Origin of the sequence: Pilimelia columellifera subsp. columellifera (assembly GCF_039532605.1) — a bacterium.
Taxonomy (GTDB): domain Bacteria; phylum Actinomycetota; class Actinomycetes; order Mycobacteriales; family Micromonosporaceae; genus Pilimelia; species Pilimelia columellifera.
Genome location: NZ_BAAARY010000004.1, coordinates 17,245 through 40,439 on the forward strand (window position 1 = coordinate 17,245; position 23,195 = coordinate 40,439).

21 protein-coding genes are annotated in these 23,195 nt (G+C 70.7%); 7 read left to right on the plus strand and 14 right to left on the minus strand.

Annotation, left to right across the window (positions count from 1 at the left end; genetic code table 11):
* Nucleotides 1–104: 104 nt before the first annotated feature.
* Genes sufU through ABD287_RS05770 form a run of 7 tightly spaced genes read right to left on the minus strand, consistent with a single transcriptional unit; the run spans nucleotide 105 to nucleotide 6,350 of the window.
* Nucleotides 105–584 (minus strand): Fe-S cluster assembly sulfur transfer protein SufU, encoded by a 480-nt coding sequence (sufU, locus tag ABD287_RS05740; protein ID WP_344169379.1) that lies wholly within the window; start codon nucleotides 582–584, stop codon nucleotides 105–107.
* Nucleotides 584–1,876 (minus strand): cysteine desulfurase, encoded by a 1,293-nt coding sequence (locus tag ABD287_RS05745; protein ID WP_344169382.1) that lies wholly within the window; start codon nucleotides 1,874–1,876, stop codon nucleotides 584–586. The genes sufU and ABD287_RS05745 overlap by 1 nt, the downstream gene beginning before the upstream one ends.
* 13 nt (nucleotides 1,877–1,889) lie before the next feature.
* A complete protein-coding gene (gene sufC, locus ABD287_RS05750) occupies nucleotides 1,890–2,663 on the minus strand; it encodes a Fe-S cluster assembly ATPase SufC (RefSeq protein WP_344169385.1) in 774 nt (257 codons plus the stop codon).
* Complete coding sequence (locus ABD287_RS05755; protein WP_344169388.1) at nucleotides 2,660–2,986, minus strand: non-heme iron oxygenase ferredoxin subunit; 327 nt, start codon at nucleotides 2,984–2,986, stop codon at nucleotides 2,660–2,662. Before ABD287_RS05755 ends, sufC begins: the two co-directional genes overlap by 4 nt.
* Nucleotides 2,983–4,149, minus strand: coding sequence for a Fe-S cluster assembly protein SufD (gene sufD / locus ABD287_RS05760; RefSeq protein ID WP_344169391.1), 1,167 nt, complete (start codon nucleotides 4,147–4,149; stop codon nucleotides 2,983–2,985). Before sufD ends, ABD287_RS05755 begins: the two co-directional genes overlap by 4 nt.
* A gap of 3 nt (nucleotides 4,150–4,152) precedes the next feature.
* On the minus strand, nucleotides 4,153–5,580 hold the full coding sequence (gene sufB, locus ABD287_RS05765) for a Fe-S cluster assembly protein SufB (RefSeq protein ID WP_344169394.1): 1,428 nt from the start codon (nucleotides 5,578–5,580) through the stop codon (nucleotides 4,153–4,155).
* Complete coding sequence (locus ABD287_RS05770; protein WP_425565507.1) at nucleotides 5,580–6,350, minus strand: helix-turn-helix transcriptional regulator; 771 nt, start codon at nucleotides 6,348–6,350, stop codon at nucleotides 5,580–5,582. The genes sufB and ABD287_RS05770 overlap by 1 nt, the downstream gene beginning before the upstream one ends.
* Nucleotides 6,351–6,488: 138 nt before the next feature.
* Between ABD287_RS05770 and ABD287_RS05775 the strand changes: the two genes are divergently transcribed.
* Nucleotides 6,489–7,508: a COX15/CtaA family protein gene (locus ABD287_RS05775; protein WP_344169396.1), complete on the plus strand. Its 1,020-nt coding sequence runs from the start codon at nucleotides 6,489–6,491 to the stop codon at nucleotides 7,506–7,508.
* An 86-nt stretch (nucleotides 7,509–7,594) separates the two neighbouring features.
* On the opposite strand, the gene ABD287_RS05780 is transcribed toward ABD287_RS05775, so the two are convergent.
* Together ABD287_RS05780 and ABD287_RS05785 are read right to left on the minus strand one after the other, a co-directional pair.
* Nucleotides 7,595–7,930 (minus strand): hypothetical protein, encoded by a 336-nt coding sequence (locus tag ABD287_RS05780; RefSeq protein ID WP_344169399.1) that lies wholly within the window; start codon nucleotides 7,928–7,930, stop codon nucleotides 7,595–7,597.
* Between the two features lie 290 nt (nucleotides 7,931–8,220).
* Nucleotides 8,221–9,192: a heme o synthase gene (locus ABD287_RS05785; RefSeq protein ID WP_425565514.1), complete on the minus strand. Its 972-nt coding sequence runs from the start codon at nucleotides 9,190–9,192 to the stop codon at nucleotides 8,221–8,223.
* Between the two features lie 331 nt (nucleotides 9,193–9,523).
* On the opposite strand from ABD287_RS05785, the gene tkt reads away from it, so the two are divergent.
* The 6 genes from tkt to pgl all read left to right on the plus strand — a co-directional run bounded on the left by tkt (nucleotide 9,524) and on the right by pgl (nucleotide 17,840).
* Nucleotides 9,524–11,656 carry a transketolase gene (tkt, locus tag ABD287_RS05790; protein WP_344169402.1) on the plus strand — a complete coding sequence of 711 codons (2,133 nt, stop codon included), beginning with the start codon at nucleotides 9,524–9,526 and terminating at the stop codon, nucleotides 11,654–11,656.
* A 13-nt stretch (nucleotides 11,657–11,669) separates the two neighbouring features.
* Complete coding sequence (tal, locus tag ABD287_RS05795; RefSeq protein WP_344169405.1) at nucleotides 11,670–12,776, plus strand: transaldolase; 1,107 nt, start codon at nucleotides 11,670–11,672, stop codon at nucleotides 12,774–12,776.
* Nucleotides 12,773–14,449, plus strand: a complete 1,677-nt coding sequence (locus ABD287_RS05800) for a glucose-6-phosphate isomerase (RefSeq protein ID WP_344169408.1) — start codon at nucleotides 12,773–12,775, stop codon at nucleotides 14,447–14,449. The genes tal and ABD287_RS05800 overlap by 4 nt, the downstream gene beginning before the upstream one ends.
* 13 nt (nucleotides 14,450–14,462) lie before the next feature.
* Nucleotides 14,463–16,007, plus strand: a complete 1,545-nt coding sequence (gene zwf / locus ABD287_RS05805) for a glucose-6-phosphate dehydrogenase (RefSeq protein WP_344169411.1) — start codon at nucleotides 14,463–14,465, stop codon at nucleotides 16,005–16,007.
* A 64-nt stretch (nucleotides 16,008–16,071) separates the two neighbouring features.
* On the plus strand, nucleotides 16,072–17,049 hold the full coding sequence (locus tag ABD287_RS05810) for a glucose-6-phosphate dehydrogenase assembly protein OpcA (protein ID WP_344169414.1): 978 nt from the start codon (nucleotides 16,072–16,074) through the stop codon (nucleotides 17,047–17,049).
* A complete protein-coding gene (gene pgl, locus ABD287_RS05815) occupies nucleotides 17,046–17,840 on the plus strand; it encodes a 6-phosphogluconolactonase (RefSeq protein WP_344169417.1) in 795 nt (264 codons plus the stop codon). The genes ABD287_RS05810 and pgl overlap by 4 nt, the downstream gene beginning before the upstream one ends.
* Before the next feature lie 50 nt (nucleotides 17,841–17,890).
* Here pgl and secG read toward each other — a convergent pair whose 3' ends face one another.
* The 5 genes from secG to ABD287_RS05840 form a co-directional block, all read right to left on the minus strand.
* Complete coding sequence (gene secG / locus ABD287_RS05820; protein WP_344169420.1) at nucleotides 17,891–18,148, minus strand: preprotein translocase subunit SecG; 258 nt, start codon at nucleotides 18,146–18,148, stop codon at nucleotides 17,891–17,893.
* An 87-nt stretch (nucleotides 18,149–18,235) separates the two neighbouring features.
* Nucleotides 18,236–20,170, minus strand: coding sequence for a hybrid sensor histidine kinase/response regulator (locus ABD287_RS05825; RefSeq protein ID WP_344169423.1), 1,935 nt, complete (start codon nucleotides 20,168–20,170; stop codon nucleotides 18,236–18,238).
* 1 nt (nucleotide 20,171) lies between these two features.
* On the minus strand, nucleotides 20,172–20,612 hold the full coding sequence (locus tag ABD287_RS05830; protein WP_344169426.1) for a response regulator: 441 nt from the start codon (nucleotides 20,610–20,612) through the stop codon (nucleotides 20,172–20,174).
* Nucleotides 20,609–21,790: a sensor histidine kinase gene (locus ABD287_RS05835; protein WP_344169429.1), complete on the minus strand. Its 1,182-nt coding sequence runs from the start codon at nucleotides 21,788–21,790 to the stop codon at nucleotides 20,609–20,611. Before ABD287_RS05835 ends, ABD287_RS05830 begins: the two co-directional genes overlap by 4 nt.
* The gene (locus tag ABD287_RS05840) at nucleotides 21,787–23,103 is read right to left on the minus strand and encodes a hypothetical protein (protein WP_344169432.1); all 1,317 of its coding nucleotides are present in this window, start codon (nucleotides 23,101–23,103) and stop codon (nucleotides 21,787–21,789) included. Before ABD287_RS05840 ends, ABD287_RS05835 begins: the two co-directional genes overlap by 4 nt.
* Between the last annotated feature and the right edge of the window lie 92 nt (nucleotides 23,104–23,195).

The following is a 23,195-nucleotide window of genomic DNA, read 5'->3' on the forward strand; positions in this document are numbered from 1 at the left end:
GCTCGCCGGCCCGGCGCCAGCGGGGCCGGGCGAAGTAGCCACGGTCCGCCCCGTCGACGCGGCCGCGATCAGGGCCGACTCCTCTGCGGTGAACTGGTCGTCGCTCATGCCTCTCCTCCTTCGTCGGAGGCCGAGGCGGCAGCGTCGGCCTCCACAGCCGCCTGCGCCACGGCGTCCTTGAACGCCATCCACGACAGCAGGGCGCACTTCACCCGGGCCGGATACCTGGCCACCCCGACGAACGCCACCGCGTCGCCCAGCAGCTCCTCATCCGGCTCGACCTGGCCACGCCCCGCCATCAACGCCACGAACGCCTCGTGCACCGCGAGCGCCTCGTCGATCTCCGCGCCGCTGAGCAGCTCGTACAGGACGCTGGCCGACGCCTGGCTGATCGAGCAGCCCTGGCCGTCGTAGGAGACGTCCTGCACCGACGCGCCCCTGAGCGAGACCCGCATGGTGATCTCGTCACCACAAGTAGGGTTCACATGGTGCACCTGCGCCCCGTACGGCTCACGCAGGCCCTTGCCCTGCGGCCGCTTGTAGTGGTCCAGGATGATCTCCTGGTACAAGGAGTCGAGCTGCATCAGCCGAACACCTTCCGCACCTGCTCCAGGCCGCGCGCCAGGGCGTCGACCTCCTCGACGGTGGTGTGCAGGTAGAACGAGGCCCGGGTCATCGCCGGCACCCCGAAGCGCACGCACAGCGGACGGGCGCAGTGGTGACCGACCCGCACCTGCACCCCGAGCGAGTCGAGCACCTGGCCGACGTCGTGCGGGTGGATTCCCTCGAGGGCGAACGACAGGGTGCCGCCCCGACCGACGGGGACCGCCGGCCCGAACAACCGCAGGCCGGGCACCCCGGCGAGCACGTCGAGGGCGTAGGCGGTCAGCTCCTTCTCGTGCCAGGCGATCGCGTCCATCCCGACCGAGGTCAGGTAGTCGACGGCCGCGCCGAGACCAACGGCCTCAGTGATCGGCGGGGTGCCCGCCTCGAACCTGGCCGGCGCGGCGGCGAACGTCGAGCGCTCCATCGTCACGGTCTCGATCATCGAGCCGCCGCCCAGGAACGGCGGCATCGCGTTCAGCAGTTCCGAGCGCCCCCACAGCACGCCGATGCCGGTCGGCCCGCACATCTTGTGACCGGTGAAGGCGATGAAGTCGACCTCCAGCTCCGCCACGTCGACGGCCCGGTGCGGGACCGCCTGTGAGGCGTCCAGCATCACCAGCGCGCCGACCTCGTGGGCGCGGGCCGTGATCGCCGAGGTGGGGTTGACGGTGCCGAGGACATTCGACACGTACGTGTACGAGACGATCTTGGTGCGCTCGTTGACGAGGTCGTCGAAGTTGTCGAAGTCGAGCCGGCCGGTGTCGGTGACCCCGAACCAGCGCAGCGTCGCGCCCGCCCGATCGCACAACATCTGCCACGGCACGATGTTCGAGTGGTGCTCCATCTCGGAGATCACCACCTCGTCGCCGGGGCCCAACCGGAACCGGGGGTCGGCCGCGTCCGGCGTGAACGCGTGGGCGACGAGGTTGATCGCCTCGGTGGCGTTCTTGGTGAACACCACCTCGTCCGCGCTGGCAGCGCCGATGAACGCCGCCACCTTCGCCCGGGCGCCCTCGTACGCCTCGGTGGCCTCGGTGCCCAGGGTGTGCACCGAGCGGGCCACGTTCGCGTTGTGCCGCAGCAGGTGATCGCTCATGGCGTCGATGACCTGCTGCGGCTTCTGCGACGTGTTCGCGCTGTCCAGGTAGACCATCGGCTGCCCGTTGACCTGCCGGGCCAGGATGGGGAAGTCCGCCCGCAGCTCGCGCGGGTCAAGCCGGGGCATGTCCTCGTACTGGGGCATGCCGGCCGGGATCTCGATGGCCGTCACCGCAGCGCCCCGCTCAGACCTGAGCTGCTGCTGCGGCGGACACGTACCGTTCGTAACCGTCGGCCTCCAGCTTGTCGGCCAGCTCCGGGCCGCCCTCCTCGACGATCCGGCCGCCGACGAAGACGTGCACGAAGTCCGGCTTGATGTACCGCAGGATCCGGGTGTAGTGCGTGATGAGCAGCAGACCGGTCTCGCCGTTGTCGCGGACCCGGTTGACGCCCTCGCTGACCACCCGCAGGGCGTCGACGTCCAGGCCTGAGTCGGTCTCGTCCAAAATGGCGATCTTCGGCTTGAGCAACTCCATCTGGACGATCTCGTGCCGCTTCTTCTCGCCGCCGGAGAAGCCCTCGTTGACGTTGCGCTGGGCGAACGCCGGGTCCATGTGCAGACGCTCCATCGCGCCCTTCAGCTCGCCGGCCCAGGTGCGCAGCTTCGGCGCCTCGCCGTCGATCGCCGTCTTGGCGGTCCGCAGGAAGTTCGCCACCGACACCCCCGGCACCTCCACCGGGTACTGCATCGCCAGGAACAGCCCGGCGCGGGCCCGCTCGTCGACCGACATCGCCAGCACGTCGACGCCGTCGAGCAGCACCTCGCCGCCGGTGATCTCGTACTTGGGATGCCCGGCCAGCGAGTACGCCAGCGTCGATTTGCCTGAGCCGTTCGGGCCCATGATGGCGTGCGTCTGGCCGGAGCGCACGGTGAGTGTGACGCCGGACAGGATCGGCTTGAGCTCACCGTCCGGCAGCTTCACCGACACCTGAAGGTCGCGGATCTCCAACGTGCTCATACCGTCACTCCATTACTTGGTTCCAGGCTTACGTAAAGGTCACCGTCGCGGATCTCGACGGGGAAGGTGGCCACCGGCTCGGTGGCCGGCAGACCGGAGGGCTTGCCGGTGCGCAGGTCGAACCGCGACCCGTGCAGCCAGCACTCCAGATAGCAGCCGTCAACCTCGCCCTCGGACAGCGCCACCGCGGCGTGCGAGCACATGTCGTGCACGGCGAAGAACTCGCCGTCGGACGTGTGCGCCAGCGCGACCGGCGTGCCGTCCAGGTCCGCCGAAACGACAGCCCCGGGGGAGACGTCGGCGACGGAGCAGACTCGGATCACGTGAGGTCCCGCTCGGACTTGACCAGCCGGGCCTCGATCACATCGCCGAGGCGCTCGCGTAGCGGCTGCACCGGGATCTTGTTCAGCAGCTCGGCGAAGAAGCCGCGCACCACCAGCTTGCGGGCTTCGTTCGCGGGGATGCCCCGGGACATCAGATAGAACAGCTGCTCGTCGTCGAAGCGACCGGTGGCGCTGGCGTGCCCGGCCCCGGCGACCTCGCCAGTCTCGATCTCCAGGTTCGGCACCGAGTCGGCGCGGGCGCCGTCGGTCAGCAGCAGGTTCCGGTTGATCTCGTACGTCTCGGTGCCGGTCGCCTCGGCCCGAATGAGCACGTCGCCCACCCAGACGGTGTGCGCCCCTGCGCCCTGGAGCGCGCCCCGGTAGCCGACGTAGCTGCGGCAGTCCGGGGTGGAGTGGTCCACCATCTGGCGGTGCTCCTGGTGCTGGCCAGCGTCGGCGAAGTACAGCCCGTACAGCTCGGCCTCTCCCCCGCGACCGGTGTAGTCGACCGAGGTGAACTGACGGACCAGGTCGCCGCCGAGGGTGACCTGGACATGCACCACCCGCGCGTCGCGACCGACCTTCAGGGCGAGGTGCTGGGCCTGCACCGCGTCGGCGGCCCAGTCGGCGATGGTGACCAGCGTCAGCTGGGCGCCGTCGCCGACGATCACCTCGATGTTGTCGGCGAGGGTGATCGAGCCGCGCTGCTCCAGCACGACGGTCGCCTGGGCGAACCGGCCCATCTCGATGACGGTGTGACCGAACGAGGCGGCCTTCGCGTCGTCGCCGGTCAGGCGCAACAGCACCGGCTCGGCGACCACCGCGTCGGCGGCTACCGCGACCAGGCGGGCGTGGTCGACACCGCTGAAGGCCATCGCGCTGATCCGGTCAAACGGGGTGAGCACGCTGCCGACCCGGACGTCCGAACGCGGCGTCGTCGACACGGCGACCCCCGCCGGCAGCGCGTCATGCTCCAGAGCGGGCGCCGGCGCGGCCGCCGGGAGCTGCGCCGCCGTCAACGATCGCAGCCGGTCGAGCGGGGTGAACCGCCACTCCTCCTCGCGCCCGGTGAGGGCGGGAAAGTCGGTGACGTCGTACGACCGCAGCACCGCGGCCTTGGTGATGTGCGGCACCGTCGGCGCCTGGATTGCCTGTGTGGTCATGGGTCAGCCGACCGCGCCTTCCATCTGCAGTTCGATAAGCCGGTTGAGTTCCAGGGCGTACTCCATCGGCAGCTCCTTGGCGATCGGCTCGATGAAGCCCCGGACGATCATCGCCATCGCCTCGTCCTCGGTCATGCCCCGGCTCATCAGGTAGAAGAGCTGGTCCTCGCTGACCTTGGAGACGGTGGCCTCGTGCCCCATGCTCACATCGTCCTCGCGGATGTCGACGTAGGGGTACGTGTCCGAGCGGGAGATGGTGTCGACCAGGAGCGCGTCACACTTGACCGTGCTGGCGCTGTGGTGCGAGCCCTCCAGGACCTGGACCAGACCGCGGTACGAGGTGCGGCCGCCGCCACGGGCGATCGACTTGGACACGATGGTGCTGGACGTGTGCGGCGCGGCGTGGACCATCTTGGCGCCGGCGTCCTGGTGCTGGCCCTCGCCGGCCATGGCGACGCTGAGGACCTCGCCCTTGGCGTGCGCGCCGGTCATGTAGACGGCCGGGTACTTCATGGTCACCTTTGAGCCGATGTTGCCGTCGACCCACTCCATCGTCGCGCCCTCGTGGCAGACGGCGCGCTTGGTGACCAGGTTGTAGACGTTGTTGGACCAGTTCTGGATGGTCGTGTACCGGCACCGGGCGTTCTTCTTCACGATGATCTCGACGACGGCGCTGTGCAGCGAGTCGGACGAGTAGATCGGCGCGGTGCAGCCCTCCACGTAGTGCACGTACGCGCCCTCGTCGACGATGATGAGCGTCCGCTCGAACTGGCCCATGTTCTCGGTGTTGATCCGGAAGTAGGCCTGCAACGGAATCTCGACGTTGACGCCCTTGGGCACGTAGATGAACGACCCGCCGGACCAGACCGAGGTGTTCAGCGCGGCGAACTTGTTGTCGCCGACCGGGATCACGGTGCCGAAGTACTCCTTGAAGACATCCTCGTGCTCCCTGAGCGCCGTGTCGGTGTCCAGGAAGAGAACGCCCTGCTCCTCAAGGTCCTCACGGATCTTGTGGTAGACGACTTCACTTTCGTACTGAGCCGCGACACCGGCGACGAGGCGCTGCTTCTCCGCCTCCGGGATGCCGAGCCGGTCGTAGGTGTTCTTGATCTCCTCCGGCAGTTCCTCCCACGAGGTGGCCTGCTTCTCGGTGGAGCGCACGAAGTACTTGATGTTGTCGAAGTCGATCCCGGTGAGGTCGGCGCCCCAGTTCGGCATCGGTTTGCGGCCGAACAGCCGCAGACCCTTGAGACGCAGGTCGAGCATCCACTGCGGCTCGCTCTTCTTGGCCGAGATGTCCCGGACCACCGCCTCCGACAGGCCACGCTGGGCCCCGGCGCCGGCGACGTCCGCGTCTGACCAGCCGTACTCGTACTTACCGAGGGCGGCCAGGTGCTCCTCTTGGGTCGGCTGAGCGATCTGCTCGGTCATCAGGTCGTCCTCACAGTGTGTTCTTCGGAGCGCCTCCCGACGGGGCCGGGCGCGGGTATGTGGGTGGTACAGACGCCGTCGCCGTGGGCGATGGTCGCCAGACGCTGGACGTGGGTGCCGATGAGGCGGGAGATGACCGCCGTCTCGGCCTCGCAGAGCTGCGGGAACTCGGCGGCGACGTGGGCCACCGGGCACTGGTGCTGGCAGAGCTGCCCGCCGGAGGTGATCGCTGACGCGCTGGCAGCGTAGCCCTCGGCGGTCAGGGCCCGCGCAAGCGCCTCGGCCCGGTCCATCATGTCGCCGTCGGCGCTGCTCAGCGCCTCCCGGCAGCGCTGTTCGAGGCCGGCGACCTGGGCCGCGGCGAACGCGGCGACGGCTTCGGCGCCGTTGTTCGCGTCGATCCAGCGCAGCGCGGCGGTGGCCAGGTCCCCGTACATGTGCGGTTGGATCTCGTCACGGCCGGTCTCGGTGAGCGCGAACTCACGCGCCGGGCGCCCCCGGCCCCGTGGCCCACGACGGGCGCCCTCCCACGCGGCGACGGCGCCGGCGGCGATGAGCGCGTCGAGGTGGCGACGGATGGCGGCGGGGCTCAGGCCCAGCTGAACGCCCAGTTCCGCCGCGGTGGCAGGACCACGCTCCAGCAGGAGGCGGGCGACACGCTGCCGGGTGCGGCTGTCGACCGCTGGCGAGCCTGGGTCCACGACGGCGCCCGACCCAACCGGCGCCGACCACCCGGTGGCCGGGACGGGAGCAGGCAGGTCGGTTTTCACTACGCCAGTGTGACCTATTTCCTGGGGCGCCGCCAAATCAGGGCCCACAGAACGCCGCCACGGGGTCCGACCTCCCATTCTTCATGATCAAGATCGGGCGTACGATGGCCGCATCCGAGCGAAGCGAGGCGCGACCGAATGACCGTCACGTCACCGTCCACCGGAGGATCGCCGCAGGTCGACGGGGCCACGCACGCCCAGCGGCCTCCCGACGGGCGCCCGGGGACAGCCGAGCGCGCAGCCCCGGCCAGAGCGCTGATCCGCGTCCGCCAACTCGCGCTGGCTTCGCTCATCGCCAACACCGCGATCGTCGCCACCGGCGGGGCGGTCCGGCTCACCGGATCTGGACTCGGCTGCCCGACCTGGCCGCGGTGCACCGACGATTCGCTGGTCGCCACCGCGGAGATGGGCATCCACGGCGCGATCGAGTTCGGCAACCGGCTGCTGACGATCGTCCTCAGCGCGATCGCCGTCGCCGGGCTCGTCGCGGCCTGGCGCCTGGCGGGACGGCCGCGCCGACTGGTCCGCCCCGCGCTGCTGGCGCTGGCCGGGATCGCGGCGCAGGGCGTCGTCGGCGGGATCACGGTGTGGATGACCCTGCACCCGCTCGTGGTCGGCATCCACTTCATGCTGTCCATCGGGGTGATCAGCGTCGCGTACGAGTTCTGGCGCCGGGCCCGCGACATGATCGTCGCGCCGCCGGTGGCGGACCGATCCCTTCGCCCGTTGCGGCCGCTGGCCTGGACGCTCGCCGCCACCAGCTTCGCAGTCCTGCTCGTCGGCACCCTCGTCACCGGCAGCGGCCCACACTCGGGCGACCCGGACGCCCCCCGCAACGGCCTGGACCCGCAGAACATCTCGCAGATCCACGCCGATCTGGTCTTCCTGCTGCTCGGTCTGAGTGTGGCGGCGTGGTTGATTCTGCGCGCGTGGGGCGCGCCCGCGGTCGCGGTGGAGGCGGCCGCGTCCCTGGTCCTGGTGGAACTGGCCCAGGGACTGATCGGCCTCGTCCAGTACTTCACCGGCCTGCCGGTGCTGTTGGTCGGCGCGCATCTGGTCGGGGCCTGCCTGGTCTGGATCGCCACGCTGGCCGTGCTTGACCGCGGCGGCGCGCTCGACGACGCCGTCGGCCGGAAGGCCGCCACCTCGGGCCGGTAGCCCGGCAGATGACTTGACGGCAGATGGCCCGGGCCGCTCAGCCCGGGCCATCTGGCAGGTCCGTGGTGCTGTTCCCTTCCTGCGGGTCAGTGCGAGATCCGCCGACGGCCCATCGAACGCCAGAGGTCGTTGCTCGGCTTCATCGACTCAAGCAACTCTCGTTCCCAGCTGTTGTCCAGCTCGATACCGGCCGCCGCGCACGCGCGACGGGCCTCGTCGGTGGTCTCGGCGAACTGGTCGCCCCAGACGCCGTCCTTACCGACCAGCACGATCCGGGCGCCGCGGCGCCCGATGTACTCGACTACCGCTGTCGCGCCGCCGTGCGCGGCCGCAAAGGTCTGGATCGCGCTCACCAGCCCCTGCGGGGTGACGGCGTTCGCCGGGACCTCGGTCGTCAGCGTGGTGTTGGAACCTTCAGCCATGACGCGCAGCCTAGGCAGAACAACACGCAACTGTAGGACTATCCGCAGATGAATGTGATACCAATTACGTCATTGAACCGTTGAGACCTTCACCACAGCATGTCAGCTATAACCTTTTTATCAGCATAAGGATGCTGACAAAAAGGGCAAAATTCCTAAATTAATATGCGACATGTCAGATTTTAACAAAAAAGAACATTTGCCAGTTAGGCACGGTTCGTTCTTGGAACGGTCGGCGTCACTTTTTCGGAGACAGCAGCCACACGACCTCGGACGGTCAGTCGGCCGGCTCAGACGAGCGCGTCGACCGCGACCGCGACGAACAGCAGCGTCAGGTAGGTCGTCGACCAGTGGAACAGCCGCATCGGCTTCAACGGCTCGCCACGTCGGGCCCGCCCGTACAACCGGTGGCTCTCCAGCACGAACAGACCGCCGGTCACCGCGGCGGTCACCAGATAGATCGGGCCCGCGTCGAAGGCCACCATGACGAGCGACACGACGAGCGTCAGCCAGGCGTAGACCACGCTCTCGAAGCCGACCCGACGGGCCGAGGCGACGACCGGCAGCATCGGGATCCCGGCGCGGGCGTAGTCGTCCTTGAACTTGATCGCCAGGGCGTAGAAGTGCGGCGGCTGCCACAGGAACACCACCGCGAACAGCACCCAGGCCGGGCCCGACAGGCCACCGGTCACCGCCGCCCAGCCGATGAGCACCGGCGCCGCCCCGCAGATGCCGCCCCAGACGGTGTTCTGCCAGGTCCTGCGCTTGAGCCACATGGTGTACACGACGTCGTAGTAGACGATCGCTGCGGCTGTCAGCGCGGCGGCGAGCCAGTTCGTGAACACCGCCATCATCGTCACCGAGCTGAAGGCCAACGTGAGCCCGAACCACAACGCCGCCTTCGGCGCGACCACATGCGTGGGCAGCGGGCGACGCGAGGTCCGGCGCATCACCTGGTCGATGTCCCGGTCGATGTAGCAGTTAAGGGCGTTCGCGGCGCCGGCGGCGAGCGAACCGCCGACGAGCACCACAGCGACCAGCCACAACCGGGGCAGGCCGTTGGCCGCCAGCATCATCGCCGGCACCGTCGTGACCAGCAGCAGCTCGACGATCCGCGGCTTGGTGAGCGCCACGTACGCCTTAACGACGGCCAGGACATCGCGCCGCGGCCGGGCCACCACCAACGCGGCCGGGGAGCCCGAGGCGACGGCGGGGGCGGAGACCGGCGGACGGTCGCTGACCGTGCTGACTGTCGGCGTCACGTCGATGAGCCACCTTCCGGCGTCGGCGCGGGGTTTGAAGCACGAGATCCCGAGCGCGGGCTGCCCGCGGGCGCCTGGCCGAGTCACCACAGGGTACTTGCAGGCCACCGGGACGCTCCGCGGGCCTACCGATAAGCCGGGCCCGGCCGCGCCACGCCAGGAACAGACCCGGCTCATCCACACCACGTAGTTCCGCCCGGCTCGGTAGTGTCAGTCCTGCTGACGGGTTTCCGCACGATTGCGCCCAGAGACTGTGCGCGAGCGCCGCAGGCCCGACGCCGCGCCCAGCGCGCCAGCCGTGGATCACATCGACGTGGGGAGCACACCAATCGTGTCCGCCAACAACGCCAACGCCCTGACCTGGTCGGATCTCGACCGGCGCGCGGTCGACACCGTCCGGGTGCTGGCCATGGACGCTGTCGAGCACGCCGGCAACGGCCATCCCGGAACGGCGATGAGCCTGGCTCCGGCGGCGTACCTGCTGTTCCAACGGGTCATGCGGCACGACCCGACGGACCCGGGCTGGGCCGGGCGGGACCGGTTCGTGCTCTCCTGCGGCCACTCCAGCCTGACCCTGTACGCGCAGCTGTATCTGTCCGGCTACGGGTTGGGCCTCGACGATCTTCGACACCTGCGCCAGTGGGGCTCACAGACGCCGGGCCACCCCGAGCACGGCCACACCCCCGGCGTGGAGACCACGACCGGGCCGCTGGGACAAGGCATCGGCAACGCCGTCGGGATGGCCATGGCGGCCCGGCGCGAGCGCGGCCTGCTCGACCCGGACGCTCCGGCCGGCGCGTCGGTCTTCGACCACAACGTGTGGTGCATGGCCTCGGACGGCGACATCGAGGAGGGCATCAGCCACGAGGCGAGCGCCCTCGCCGGCCACCAGAAACTGGGGAACCTGACCCTCATCTGGGATGACAACGAGATCTCGATCGAGGACGACACCCGGATCGCCAAGAGCGAGGACGTGGCCGCGCGTTACGCCGCGTACGGCTGGCATGTGCAGACCGTCGACTGGCGCCGCGACTACGACGAGTCGGGCAGCTACGGCGAGGACGTCGCCGCCCTGTACACGGCGCTCATGGAGGCCCGGGCCACCACCGACCGGCCGTCGTTCGTCGCGCTGCGCACGGTGATCGGCTGGCCGGCGCCGAAGAAACAGAACACCGGCAAGATCCACGGTTCGGCGTTGGGCGCCGACGAGGTCGCCGCGACCAAGAAGCTGCTCGGTTTCGACCCGGGCGCGTCGTTCGCCGTCGAGGACACCGTCCTCAAACACGTCCGCCAGGTTGTGGACCGGGGCCGCGACGCCAACGCCGCGTGGCAGCAGCGCTTCGACGCCTGGGCCAAGGCCAACCCGCAGGGCAGAGCGCTGTTCGAGCGGATGCGGGCCCGCAGGCTGCCGGACGGCTGGCTGGACGCGCTGCCGGAGTTCCCGGCCGACGCCAAGGGCCTGGCCACCCGGGCCGCGTCCGGCAAGGTGCTCAACGCGCTCGCCGGGACGCTGCCGGAGCTGTGGGGCGGCTCGGCCGACCTGGCCGAGAGCAACAACACCTTCCTGGACGGCGAGCCGTCGTTCGTGCCGGCGGAGTTCGCCACCGAGGCGTTCCCGGGGCACGAGTTCGGCCGGAACCTGCACTTCGGCGTCCGTGAGCACGCCATGGGCGCGATCCTCAACGGCATCGCCCTGCACGGCGGCACCCGCGCCTACGGAGGCACGTTCCTGGTGTTCAGCGACTACATGCGCCCGGCGGTGCGGTTGGCGGCGCTCATGAAGCTGCCGGTCACCTACGTGTGGACGCATGACTCGATCGGCCTGGGCGAGGACGGGCCTACCCACCAGCCGGTGGAGCACCTGGCGTCGCTGCGGGCGATCCCGGGCCTGGACGTGGTCCGGCCGGCGGACGCCAACGAGACCGCCTGGGCGTGGCGGGGCGCGCTGAGCCACACCGACCGGCCCACCGCGCTGGCGTTGACCCGGCAGGCGCTGCCCACCCTGGACCGCTCCGGGTACGGCCCGGCCGAGGGCACCCTGCGCGGCGGCTACGTGCTCGCCGACGCCGCCGACGGCCAGCCCCACGTCATCCTCATCGGCACCGGGTCCGAGGTCGCCACCTGCCTGACGGCGCGCGAGCGGCTGGAGGCCGACGGCGTGTCGACCCGGGTGGTCTCCATGCCGTGTCTGGAGTGGTTCCTGGCGCAGGACGCCGCGTACCGCGAGCAGGTGATCCCCCGGGGCGTTCAGGCGCGGGTGAGCGTGGAGGCCGGCATCGCGATGTGTTGGCACCGGCTGGTTGGGGAGTATGGGGAGTGCGTGAGCATCGAGCACTTCGGCGCGAGCGCGCCGCACCAGGTGTTGTTCGAGCAGTTCGGGTTCACTCCGGATCACGTCATCGCGGCGGCCCGTGCGTCGCTGTCGCGCACCGGCGAGATCAAGGGCACGACGACAGGGAACTGAAGAAGGAGCTGGCATGACCGACAGACTCGCCGCACTGAGCGCCGCCGGCGTCGCGGTGTGGCTCGACGACCTATCCCGTGATCGACTCACCTCCGGCGGCCTGGACCGGCTGCGCCGGGAGCGGCACGTCGTCGGCGTGACCAGTAACCCGACCATCTTCGCCAAGGCGTTGTCCGACGCCGCCTCCTACGCCGACCAGACGCACGATCTCGCGCGCCGCGGGGTGTCGGTGGAGGAGGCGGCGCGGATGCTCACCACCTACGACGTCCGGTGGGCCTGCGACGTGATGCGCCCGGCCTACGACGCCTCACACGGCGTCGACGGTCGGGTCTCCATCGAGGTGGACCCGCGGTTGGCGCACGAGACCGACCAGACCGTGGCCGAAGCCAAGGCGCTGTGGTGGCTGGTCGACCGACCGAACCTGTACATCAAGATCCCGGCCACCGAGGCGGGTCTGCCGGCGATCGTGCAGACCCTCAGCCAGGGCATCAGCGTCAACGTCACGCTGATCTTCTCGCTGGAACGGTACCGGGCCGTCATGGAGGCGTTCCTGGCCGGGATGGAGCTGGCCAGGACCAACGGGCACGACCTTTCGATGATCGGGTCGGTGGCCTCGTTCTTCGTCTCCAGGGTGGACAGCGAGGTCGACCAGCGGCTGGACAAGATCGGCACAGCGGAGGCCAGGCAGCTGCTGGGCAAGGCGGCGATCGCCAACGCCCAGCTCGCCTACGAGCGTTACGGCCACGTCTTCAGCAGCCCGCGCTGGCAGGCGCTGGCCGACGCCGGGGCGCACCCGCAACGTCCGCTGTGGGCCTCCACCTCGACGAAGAACCCCGACTACCGGGACGTCATCTACGTCGAGGAGCTCATCGCCCCAGGCACCGTGAACACGATGCCGGAGCCGGTGGCGCACGCCTACGCCGACCACGGCGAGACCCGCGGCGACACCATCACCGGCCAGTACGACCAGGCGCGCCAGGTGTTCGAGCGGCTACGTCAGGTCGGCGTCGACTTCGACGACGTCATCGAGGTGCTGGAGCGCGAGGGCGTGCAGAAATTCGAGGCCAGCTACGCCGAGCTGCTCGACAGCGTCCGTACCCAGTTGGAGGAGCGCCGATGAGCGACCTTCTCGATGGCGGCGTGCACGCCGCCGGCGGGCTCGCCGTGCACGGCGCGGACTCGGTGGACGGCGCGACCGCCACCCGGGATCTGCTGGTCGCCGACAAGGTGCCCGGCCTGCTCGCCGCCAAGGACCCGACGCTGTGGGGCCCGGACGCCGAGGACGTGGCCAAGACCCGCCTGGGCTGGCTCGACACGTTCCGCCGCAGCCGGGACCTGCTCCCCCAGCTCGCTGAGCTATGTGCCGAGCTGGGCGACCTGGACAACGTCGTGCTGTGCGGGATGGGCGGCTCATCGCTGGCGCCGGAGGTCATCTGCCGGACCATGGGGGTGCCGCTGGCGGTGCTCGACACCACCGACCCGACCCAGATCCGGGCCACCATGTTCGGCGGCTACGAGCCGGGCAGTCCGCCCGCCGACGACCTGCTGCGCCGCACCGCCGTGGTGCTGGCCAGCAAGTCCGGCTCCACGGTGGAGACCGACAGCCATCGGCGGGCGTTCTGGCAGGCGTTCCTGGACGCCGGCCTCGTCGAGTCGGAGGCGGCGCGGCACTTCGTCGTCGTCACCGATCCGGGCTCGCCGCTGGAGTCCACCGCCCGCGAATTCGGCATGGTCGTGGTCCCCGCCGACCCTGAGGTCGGCGGGCGCTATTCGGCGCTGACGGCGTTCGGGCTGGTCCCGGCGGCGCTGGCGGGCGTGGACGTGGCCGAGCTGATCGGCCAGGCCGAGACCCTGGCGGTGACGCTCGGCCGCGAGCAGGGCAACCCGGCTCTGGCGTTGGGCGCGGCGCTCGGCGCCGCGGCCGCGGACGGCCGCGACAAACTGGCTCTGGTCGACGACGGCTCCGGCATCGTCGGCCTCGGTGACTGGGCCGAGCAGCTCATCGCCGAGTCCACCGGCAAATCGGCCGTCGGCATTCTGCCGGTGGTCGTCGAGACGCCGGACGCCCCGGGGATCACCGGGGCCGACGTGCTCGCCGTCGCCGTCGGCGGCGCGCTGGCCGCCGGAGCGGTGCCCGGCGGCGGGGTGGCCGCCGACCTGGCGGTCAACGGCCCGCTCGGAGCGCACTTCCTGGCCTGGGAGTACGCGATCCCGGTGGCGTCGCGGGTGCTCGGCGTGGAGCCTTTCGACCAGCCGAACGTGGCGGAGTCGAAACAGAACACCACCCGCATCCTCACCGACGGGATGCCCGACGAGCAGCCCCGGTTCGTCGAAGGAGCGGCCCAGGTGTTCGCGCCGGCCGAGGCCGGCGACAGCCTGGCGGCGACGCTGCGCTGGCTCACCAGCCAACTCGGCGACCGCGGATACCTGGCGGTGATGGCCTATCTGGACCGGTTCGGCGACGCCGACGTCGCCGGGGTGCGGGCGGCGCTCGCCGCCGCCAGCGGCCGCCCCGTCACCTTCGGCTGGGGGCCGCGGTTCCTGCACTCCACCGGCCAGTACCACAAGGGCGGACCGCCGGTCGGCTGCTTCCTCCAGATCACCGGGGCGGTGGCCGATGATCTCGCCGTGCCCGGGCGGCCGTACACTTTCGGCCGACTCATCGCGGCCCAGGCCGCCGGTGACCGTGAGGCGCTGACCAGTCGTGGCCGTCCGCTCCTGCACCTGCACCTGACCGACCGACAGGCCGGTGTCCAGGCGCTGCTCGACGCGGCAGCACACCTATCTAACTGAGGGCCAACCGCCGATGGGATCGACCACCCCGTTCGTCCGCGACCGGAGCGACAACCCGCTCCGGGACCCGCGGGACCGCCGGCTGCCGCGGATCCCGGAGCCTTGCGTCCTGGTCATCTTCGGGGTCACCGGGGACCTGGCCAGGCGCAAGCTCATCCCGGCCGTCTACGACCTGGCGAACCGGGGGCTGCTGCCCCCGCACTTCGCGGTGGTGGGCTTCGCCCGCCGGGACTGGGGCGAGGGCGAGTTCCTGCCGATCGCCCGCGAGGCGGCCCGCAACGGCGCCCGGACCGCCTGGCGGGACGAGGTGTGGGAGCGGCTGGCCAGCGGCTTCCGGTTCATCGGCGGGTCCTTCGAGGAGGACGAGGCGTTCGACGCCTTGGCGCTGGAGCTGGAGAAGCTCCGGGCTGAGCGCAGCATCGGCGGCAACGTGGCGTTCTACTTCTCCATCCCCCCGGCCGCGTTCCCGGTCGCGCTCAAGCAACTGGAGCGCACCGGCCTGGCCAGCAGCGACGACGGCTGGCGGCGGGTGGTGGTGGAGAAGCCGTTCGGGCACGACCTGGCCTCGGCGCGGGACCTCAACCAGCTGGTGGACAACGTCTTCAGCCCCGACGGCGTGTTCCGGATCGACCACTACCTGGGCAAGGAGACTGTTCAGAACATTCTGGCGCTGCGGTTCGCCAACGCCCTGTTCGAGCCGGTGTGGAACGCCCGGTACGTCGACTCGGTGCAGATCACCATGGCCGAGGACGTCGGCATCGGCAGCCGGGCCGCCTTCTACGACGCGGCCGGCGCGGCCCGCGACGTGCTCCAGAACCACCTGCTCCAGCTCATGGCGTTGGTGGCGATGGAGGAGCCGACGAGCTTCGACGCCGAGGAGATCCGCACCGAGAAACTCAAGGTGCTCAAGGCGATCACCCCGCCGGCGGACATCTCCGCCGGCACCGTCCGCGGCCAGTACCTGGCCGGCTGGGTGGCCGGCGAACGGTGCAACGGGTACCTGGAGGAGCCGAAGGTCCCGTCGAACTCCACCACCGAGACCTATGTGGCGGTGACCCTCGGGGTGCAGAACCGACGCTGGGCCGGGGTGCCGTTCTACGTGCGCTGCGGAAAACGGCTGCCCCGGCGCGTCACCGAGGTCGCGGTCATGTTCAAGAAGGCGCCCCACCTGCCGTTCCACCCCACGGCCGTGGAGATGCTGGGGCACAACCAACTGGTTATCCGGGTTCAGCCGGACGAGGGCGTGGTGCTCAAGTTCGGCTCGAAGGTGCCGGGGACGGCGATGGAGCTGCGCGACATCGCCATGGACTTCCAGTACGGCGAGGCGTTCACCGAGTCCAGCCCGGAAGCGTACGAGCGGCTGGTGCTCGATGTGCTGCTCGGCGATCGGACGTTGTTCCCGGACGCCACCGAGGTGGAGCACAGCTGGCGGGTCATCGACCCGTTGGAGGAGGCGTGGCGGGGCGCCCGCCCGGCGCCGTACCGGGCCGGCGAGTGGGGCCCGCGCGCCGCCGACGAGATGCTGCGCCAGTCGGGCCGGCACTGGCGGCGGGCATGAGGACCCACAGCGGACAGCGTCGACAGACGCGCGCGCCCGGCGGAGTCGCTTCGGAGGGGGCTCGATGATCAGCCTGTGGGACACCAGGGGCACCGAGGTCGTCAAGGCGCTGGCGGCCGAGCGGCGCAGCGCCGGCGGTGTGACCAGCGGCATGGCGCTCTCGCTCATCGTGGTGGTCGACGAGGCGCAGGTGCACGAGGCCGAGGCGGCGGCGACGATCGCCGCGGCCGCGCACCCGTGCCGGCTGCTCATCGTGGTCCGCACCGACATCGATCGCCCGCAGAGTCGCCTCGACGCCGAGATCGTGGTCGGCGGGCGGCTCGGCCCCTGCGAGGCGATCGTCATGCGGATGTGGGGCCGGTTGGCGCTGCACGCCGAGTCGGTCGTGATGCCGCTGCTTGTTCCCGATGTGCCGGTCGTGACCTGGTGGCACATGCCGGCGCCGGACCGGATCGCCACCGACTACCTGGGCGTCGTCGCCGACCGGCGGATCACCGACGCCGCCCAGTCCGGCGACCCGACCGCCGCGCTGCGGGCCCGGGCGGCCGACTACGCACCCGGTGACACCGACCTGATCTGGACCCGGATCACCCCGTGGCGGACCCTGGTCGCCGGGGCGCTGGACGCCCGACCGACCGCGATCTCCGCGGCCCGGATCGTGGCGCCGGCCGCCGACCCGACCGCGATGGTGATGGGCGGCTGGTTAGGCGCGCGGCTGGGCATCACGCCGACGCTGGAGCACACCGACGCGGCCCCACGGATGCGCAGCGTCGAGCTGAGCTGCCCGAACGGCGACGTGCTGCGACTGGTCCGCGACGGCGACAGCGCCCAGTTCACCCGCACCGGGGAGGCCGACCAGCAGCTGCCGCTGGTGCGGCGCCCGCTCGGCGACGAACTGGCCGAGGAGCTGCGCCGGCTCGACGCCGACCAGGTGTACGCCGACGCCCTGACCGCCATGTCGGGGGCGCGGGGACTGGACGTGCGGCCAGCTCACCGGGTGCACGTGTGGCACGACCCGGTGGGCGCGGGGGCGGCCGGATGAGCGGCTCGTTGCCGGTAGCCGACGGCGAGGCCACGGTGACCGTCCACGCCGACGCCCACGAGCTGGCCGAGGCGGTCGCCGCGCGCCTGGCGATCCGGTTGGTGGAGGCGCAGGCGAGCCGGGGCGAGGCGGCGCTGGTGCTCACCGGCGGCGGAGTCGCCGCCGCGATCTACCAGGCGTTGGGCCGCAGCCCGGCCCGGGACGCGGTCGACTGGTCCCGGGTAGACATCTGGTGGGGCGACGAACGTTTCCTGCCCGCCGGCGACCCGGACCGCAACGAGACCCAGGCCCGGGAGGCGCTGCTGGACGCGCTGCCGCTGCGGCCCGAACGGGTGCATCCGATGCCCGCCTCGGACGGTCCCGACGGCGACGACCCGGAGGCGGCGGCCGCGCGCTACGCGGCCGAGCTGGCCGGCGCCGCCCGGCCGGGACACGCGAGCGTGCCGCACTTTGACGTGCTGCTGCTGGGCCTCGGCCCGGACGCGCACGTCGCGTCGATCTTCCCGGAGCACCCGGGGGCGTACGAGACGCGGCCGGTCAGCGCGGTGCGCGGCAGTCCGAAGCCGCCCCCGACCCGGATCACGCTCACCTTCCCGACGATCAACTCGGCGGAGGAGGTGTGGCTGGTGGCCGCGGGAGCGGCGAAGGCCGCGGCGGCGCGGCTGGCGCTCAGCGGCGCCGGGCCGGTCCAGGTCCCGGCGGCGGGCGTCCGGGGGGTCAACCGGACCCTGTGGCTGCTGGACCGGGCCGCGGCAGCGGAAGTCCCGCCCCGGCTGCGCAGCGTGCGCTGAGCGCCGGAGGCGGGACGTCGACAGGTGGTGCTACCAGGACGGTGGTGGCGCTACAGCGTGGCTTCGGTGACCTTCAGCCAGAAACCGATGCCGACGATGCTGGCGAACCAGACCACCCCCACCAGCACGGTGTACCGGTCGAGGTTCTTCTCCGCGACGGAGGAGCCGGCCAGACTGGAGCTGACGCCACCACCGAACATGCTCGACATGCCGCCGCCCTTGCCGCGGTGCAGCAGGACCAGCAGGGTCAGCAGGATGCTCGTCAAGATGAGCAGTCCCATCATTACGTAGGCAAATGCGATGGGCATGTGTAGGTCGGTCCTCTCCAACGGACGGGGCCCAAGAATAACGTTTCCCCGACGGCCACGGTGTTCCGGGCGTGTCGTGGCGGCCGGTCAGACCGCGCGGGGCGCGTCCACCAGCTCACGGAGCCGCCGGACCAGTGTCTTTCCGTCGAACGGTTTGCGCAGCAGCGGGGCGCCCTCCGGGAGGGCGTAACCTCCGGGCGCCTCGCCCATCGTGTACCCGGACATGAACAGAACCGGCAGGTCGGGGCGCTCGTGCAGCATCTGCGCCACCATCTGCGTCCCCGACATCTCAGGCATCACCACGTCCGCGATGACGGCGTCGATGTCCTGGCCGTGCTCGGCGAACATGCGCAGCGCCTCCTTCGGCCGGCCCGAGTGCAGAACCGCGTAGCCGGCCCGGATCAGGATCCGGCGGACGATCTCGCGCACCGCGTCCTCGTCCTCGACCAGCAGCACCGTCCCGCCGGCGTCCCCGGCCGGTCGTTCCGGCTGCGGGGCCGCCGGGGCGACGTGCTGGGGCGGACCGGCCGGGGCGACCGGCAGCGTGATCCGCACAGTTGTCCCCACCCCGACGGCGCTCGCGATGCTGATGTCGCCACCCGCCTCCTTGACCGCGCCGTACGCGGTGGCCAGGCCGAGCCCACTGCCGTTGGTGGGGCCCCTGGTGGTGAAGAACGGCTCGAACGCCCGGCTCGCGACCTCTTCCGGCATTCCGCAGCCGGTGTCGACGACGGTCAGCTCCACCTGGCCGGGGACGTCTCCGGACCCCGGCAGGTTCGACGTGGCGATGGTCAACTCGCCGCCGTCGGGCATCGCGGCGCGGGAGTTCATCACCAGGTTCATGAGCACCTGCTCGACCTTGCTCCGGTCGGCGACCACCGGCAGGAGACCGGGCGTCAGCCGCGAGCACAGCGCGATGTCCTCGCCAAGGGTGCGGCTGAGCAGGATCTGGGTCTCCTCGACGACCAGGTTGAGATCGACCCGTTCCGGTCGGGACGGCTCCCGCTTCGAGAAGATCAACAGCTGACGGGTGAGGCCGGCGCCGCGCTGCGCGGCAGCCCGGATGCCCTCCAGGTCCGCGTGCGCCGGATCGTTCGGCGGGATCGCGTCGTCGACCATCGCCGCGTACCCGGTGATCACCGCCAACAGGTTGTTGAAGTCGTGCGCGATGCCGCCGGCGAGCTGACCCAGCGACTCCAGGCGCTCGGCCTGCCGGAGCTGCTGTTCCAGACGCTCGCGTTCCTGGTCGGCCAGGACGGCGCTGGTGACGTCCCGCAGGATTCCCTCCACCGCGACGGCCCGGCCCTGGTCGTCGGTGATGCTGACCGCACGCTGCTCGGTCCAGGCCACCCGGCCGTCCAGCCGGCGCCAGCGCATCACCAACGGCTCCGGCCGTGGATGCTCCCACGACTCGAGGACGCGGCGCTTGTCGTCAGGGTCCAGGATCGCGGCCAGGACCATCGGGTCGGCGTACAGCTCCTCAGGGGTGTGCCCGATGATCGCCTCGACCGCCGGGCTGACGTATTCGAACGCCATGTCCGGCCGGAGCCGGAACCGGAAGATGATGTCCTTGGCATGCTCGGCGATCAGCCGGAACCGCTCCTCGCTGCGACGCAGCGCCAGCTCAGCGGCTTGGCGCTGACGGCGGTCGGCGGCCTCCCGCAGCTCCCGGGCCAACGCCGGCGCGAGGCGGGCGAGCCGCTCCTTGAGCACCACGTCGTGAGCGCCGGCCTTCATGAGCGCGGCCGCCCGCTCCTCCCCCACCTCGCCGGACACCACGATGAAGGGCAGGTCCAGGTTGTGCTCGCGCAGCAGGGCCAGCGCCGCCTCGGCGCCGAAACCGGGCACGTTGAAGTCGGAGATGATGGCGTCCGGCGGGTCGACGCGCAGCGCCTCCTCCATCTCCCGGGCGGTCTCGGCGCGGCGGTGCTCGATGTCCATCCCGGCCCGCCGGAACCGGTGGACCATGAGCAGCGCGTCGTCGTCGCTGTCCTCGACGATGAGCAGACGGATCGGCGCCATCTCAGCCGCCGCCCCGCCAGCTCGGCGCGGGTTCGTTGAGCCGCAGCCAGTACTGGCTCAGGGTCTTGGCGGCATCCTCGAACTCGGCGAAGCCGACCGGTTTACGGACAAAGCTGTTGGCGCCGAGCCGGTAGCTCTCGACGATGTCCCGTTCCTCGTTCGAGGTGGTCATCACCACCACCGGCATGGTCCGGGTCCGCGGGTCGGCACGGAGCCGCCGCAGCACCTCCAGGCCGTCGACCAGCGGCAGTTTGACGTCCAGCAGCACCAGGATAGGGCTCAGGGCCGGCTCGCCGTCCTCCGGCAGAAGCATCGACAACGCCTGCACGCCGTCGCTGGCGACGATGATCTCGTTCGGCACCTGGTTCTTACGGAACGCCCGAATGGTGAACATGATGTCGTCGGCGTTGTCCTCGACCAGCAGGATCGGCTCCGGTCTCATCGGCCGTCCCCCGATCTGACGCCGTCGGCGAAGCTGACCCAGAACGTGGCGCCCTGGCCGGGCTCGCCGTGCGCCCAGACCCGGCCGCCGTGCCGACGCATGATCCGGTGCACGATGGCCAGGCCGATGCCGGTGCCCTCGAACTCGCTGCTGGTGTGCAGCCGCTGGAACGGGTCGAACAGCTTGTCCTGGTAGCGCATGTCGAAGCCGGCGCCGTTGTCAGCGAACCGCAGCACCCCCGGCTCCGGCTCGTCCACGGTGATCCGCGGGTGCTCGGCTCGCCCGGTGAACTTCCAGGCGTTGGTCAGCAGGTTCTGCACGACGATCCGAATGAGGTTGGGGTCGCCGTCGACGACGAGGCCGGGCGCGATGCTGATGTCGGCCTTCCGGTCCGGCGACGCCTGTTGCAGCTCGGCGATCTCCTCTTCGGCGATCTGGGTGACGTCGGCGCGGACCCGCCGCAGATCCGCCCGGGTGGCCCGGGACAGATCGAGGAGGTCGTCGATGAGCTGCGCCATCCTGGTGGCGTTGGCCCTGATTCGCCGCAGGTACCCCTGGCCGTCCTCGTCGAGCTGGCCCGCGTGGTCCTCCAGCAGGATCTGGCTGAACCCCTCCAGCGAGCGCAGCGGCGCCCGCAGATCGTGCGACACCGAGTAGGCGAACGCGTCCAGCTCCTGCGTGGAGGCCTCCAGCTCGGCCGTCCGCTCCCGCACCCGCCGCTCAAGCTCGGCGTTGAGGCGCAGCACCTCGTCCTCGGCCCGTTTCCGTTCGGTGATGTCGGTGGAGATGCCGGCGATGGCGTAGGCCTCGCCGTCGGCGTCGGTCAGCGAGAACTTGACGGTGATGTAGGTGTGCGGGCCGTCGTCGCCGGGGGCGATCTCCTCCAACCGGACCGGCGTGCCCGTCGCGATGGCGGCCAGGTCGTTGGCCCGGAACTCGTCAGCGATCTCCGGCGGGAACAGGTCGTGGTCGGTGAGCCCGAGGATGCTGTCACGGGTCACTCCGAACAACCGTTCGTACTGGCGGTTCACCAGCATGTACCGGCCCTCGACATCCCGCATGTAGATAACCGCCGAGGTGCGGTCGATGAGGGCCATCAGCTGCTCCAGGCCGACCCGGCGCAGCGGTCGGACCGCTTCGGCGAGCCGGTCGGCGGATGCCTGCGGGGTTTCGCTCACGGTCGCCGCCCGGGCCGCCCGTTGACGGTCACCGTGACCTCGTCCAGCCGGTCCTCGCACGACGGGCGGAGGACCTGGCCGACGACCAGGTGCAGCGGCAGCAACGCGTGACTCTTACGCGCCGCCGTCAGGGCGGCCAGGTAGTGCTCGGTCATGCCGGTGGTGCCGGTGTCGTTGGCGACCGGTCGGTTACCGCCCACGTCGGCCAGCTCGCGGCGGCGCTGCGGGTTGAACAGCATCTTCTTGCTCAGCCCCAGGTGCGCGGCCGCGCTGCGGCCGTTGGCCTGCAACAGGTCGAACCAGGTGACCAGCTCCGGATGCGCGGCGACCAGCGCCCGCTGCCGTGACAGCGGCATGCTGGCCAGGTCAGTCGGCGTGACCCCGATGCCCTTGAGCATCGACTGGGTCGTTGACGGCTGGCCCATCCGTTCCCGCAGATCCTGCCGCTCGTGCCGCAGCAGGGCGGGAAAGAGCCTACGCAGCGCATCAGGATATCCGGTGTAGTTGATGCCCAGCAGTAGGTCGCGGGTGAGGGCTTCGGTGTCCATCGCCCCGCTTGGCGGCAGGTCCCCCGGGCGCCAGTGGACGGCGAACTGGCGGAAGACGTCCATGAAGAAACTGGGCGTCATCGCCCCGCCGTCCGGCAGGTGGGGGTAGTCGAGCATCAGCCGCCGGAGCACGTGCAGGATGGTGGTGGCGGCCCGGACCCGCTCGACGGCCTCGTCGCTGGCGAATTCGACGGCCCCGGTGGCGACTGGCGCGAGCAGCGCGTTGACGGCCTTCTCCAGACATTCGCCCTGTTTGAGCACCTCGAAGAAGGTCTCCTCGCCGACGGTGCCGGTGTAGGTGCGGATGCCGGCGTCGTCGAAGACCCCGTCGATGACCGCCAGGGTGCGGCCCTGCCACGAGACCTCGGCACAGGGAACGTTCCAGCGGACGAGGCCGGTGTAGCTGTCCCGGTCCGGGTGACCGGTGTCGGTGCGGCCGCCGAGCTCGCCGAAGTAGTCGAGGAAGCCGAGGGCGTCCGGCCCGACCCGGACGGGGTCGAAGGCCCGTTCCGGCTCGTCCGTGCCGTGCCGCTCCTGGTAGTGGCGGGCGATCGACGCCCCGGCCAGGCTAAGCAGGACGAGTAGGCGCATCGCCGGGACGGCGGCGATCTCGGCGGCCAACGGCAGCTGTCGCAGGACCTCCTCGGACAGGCGCTGGGCCAGGGCGCCGGGCGGCGTGCTCCCCCGCAGGATGGCGCGGTTGAGCGCCGGCAGCTCGTCGACCGTCCAGCGGTCGGCGAGTTGTGCCGCGTCGCTCCCACTCACGCTTCGAAGCACGACCCGGTCACTTTCCGCATCGGGACAATTACCTAGAGAGAGTAGACCATTGACGGGCAATGCCGGACCAGCGTTCGTGA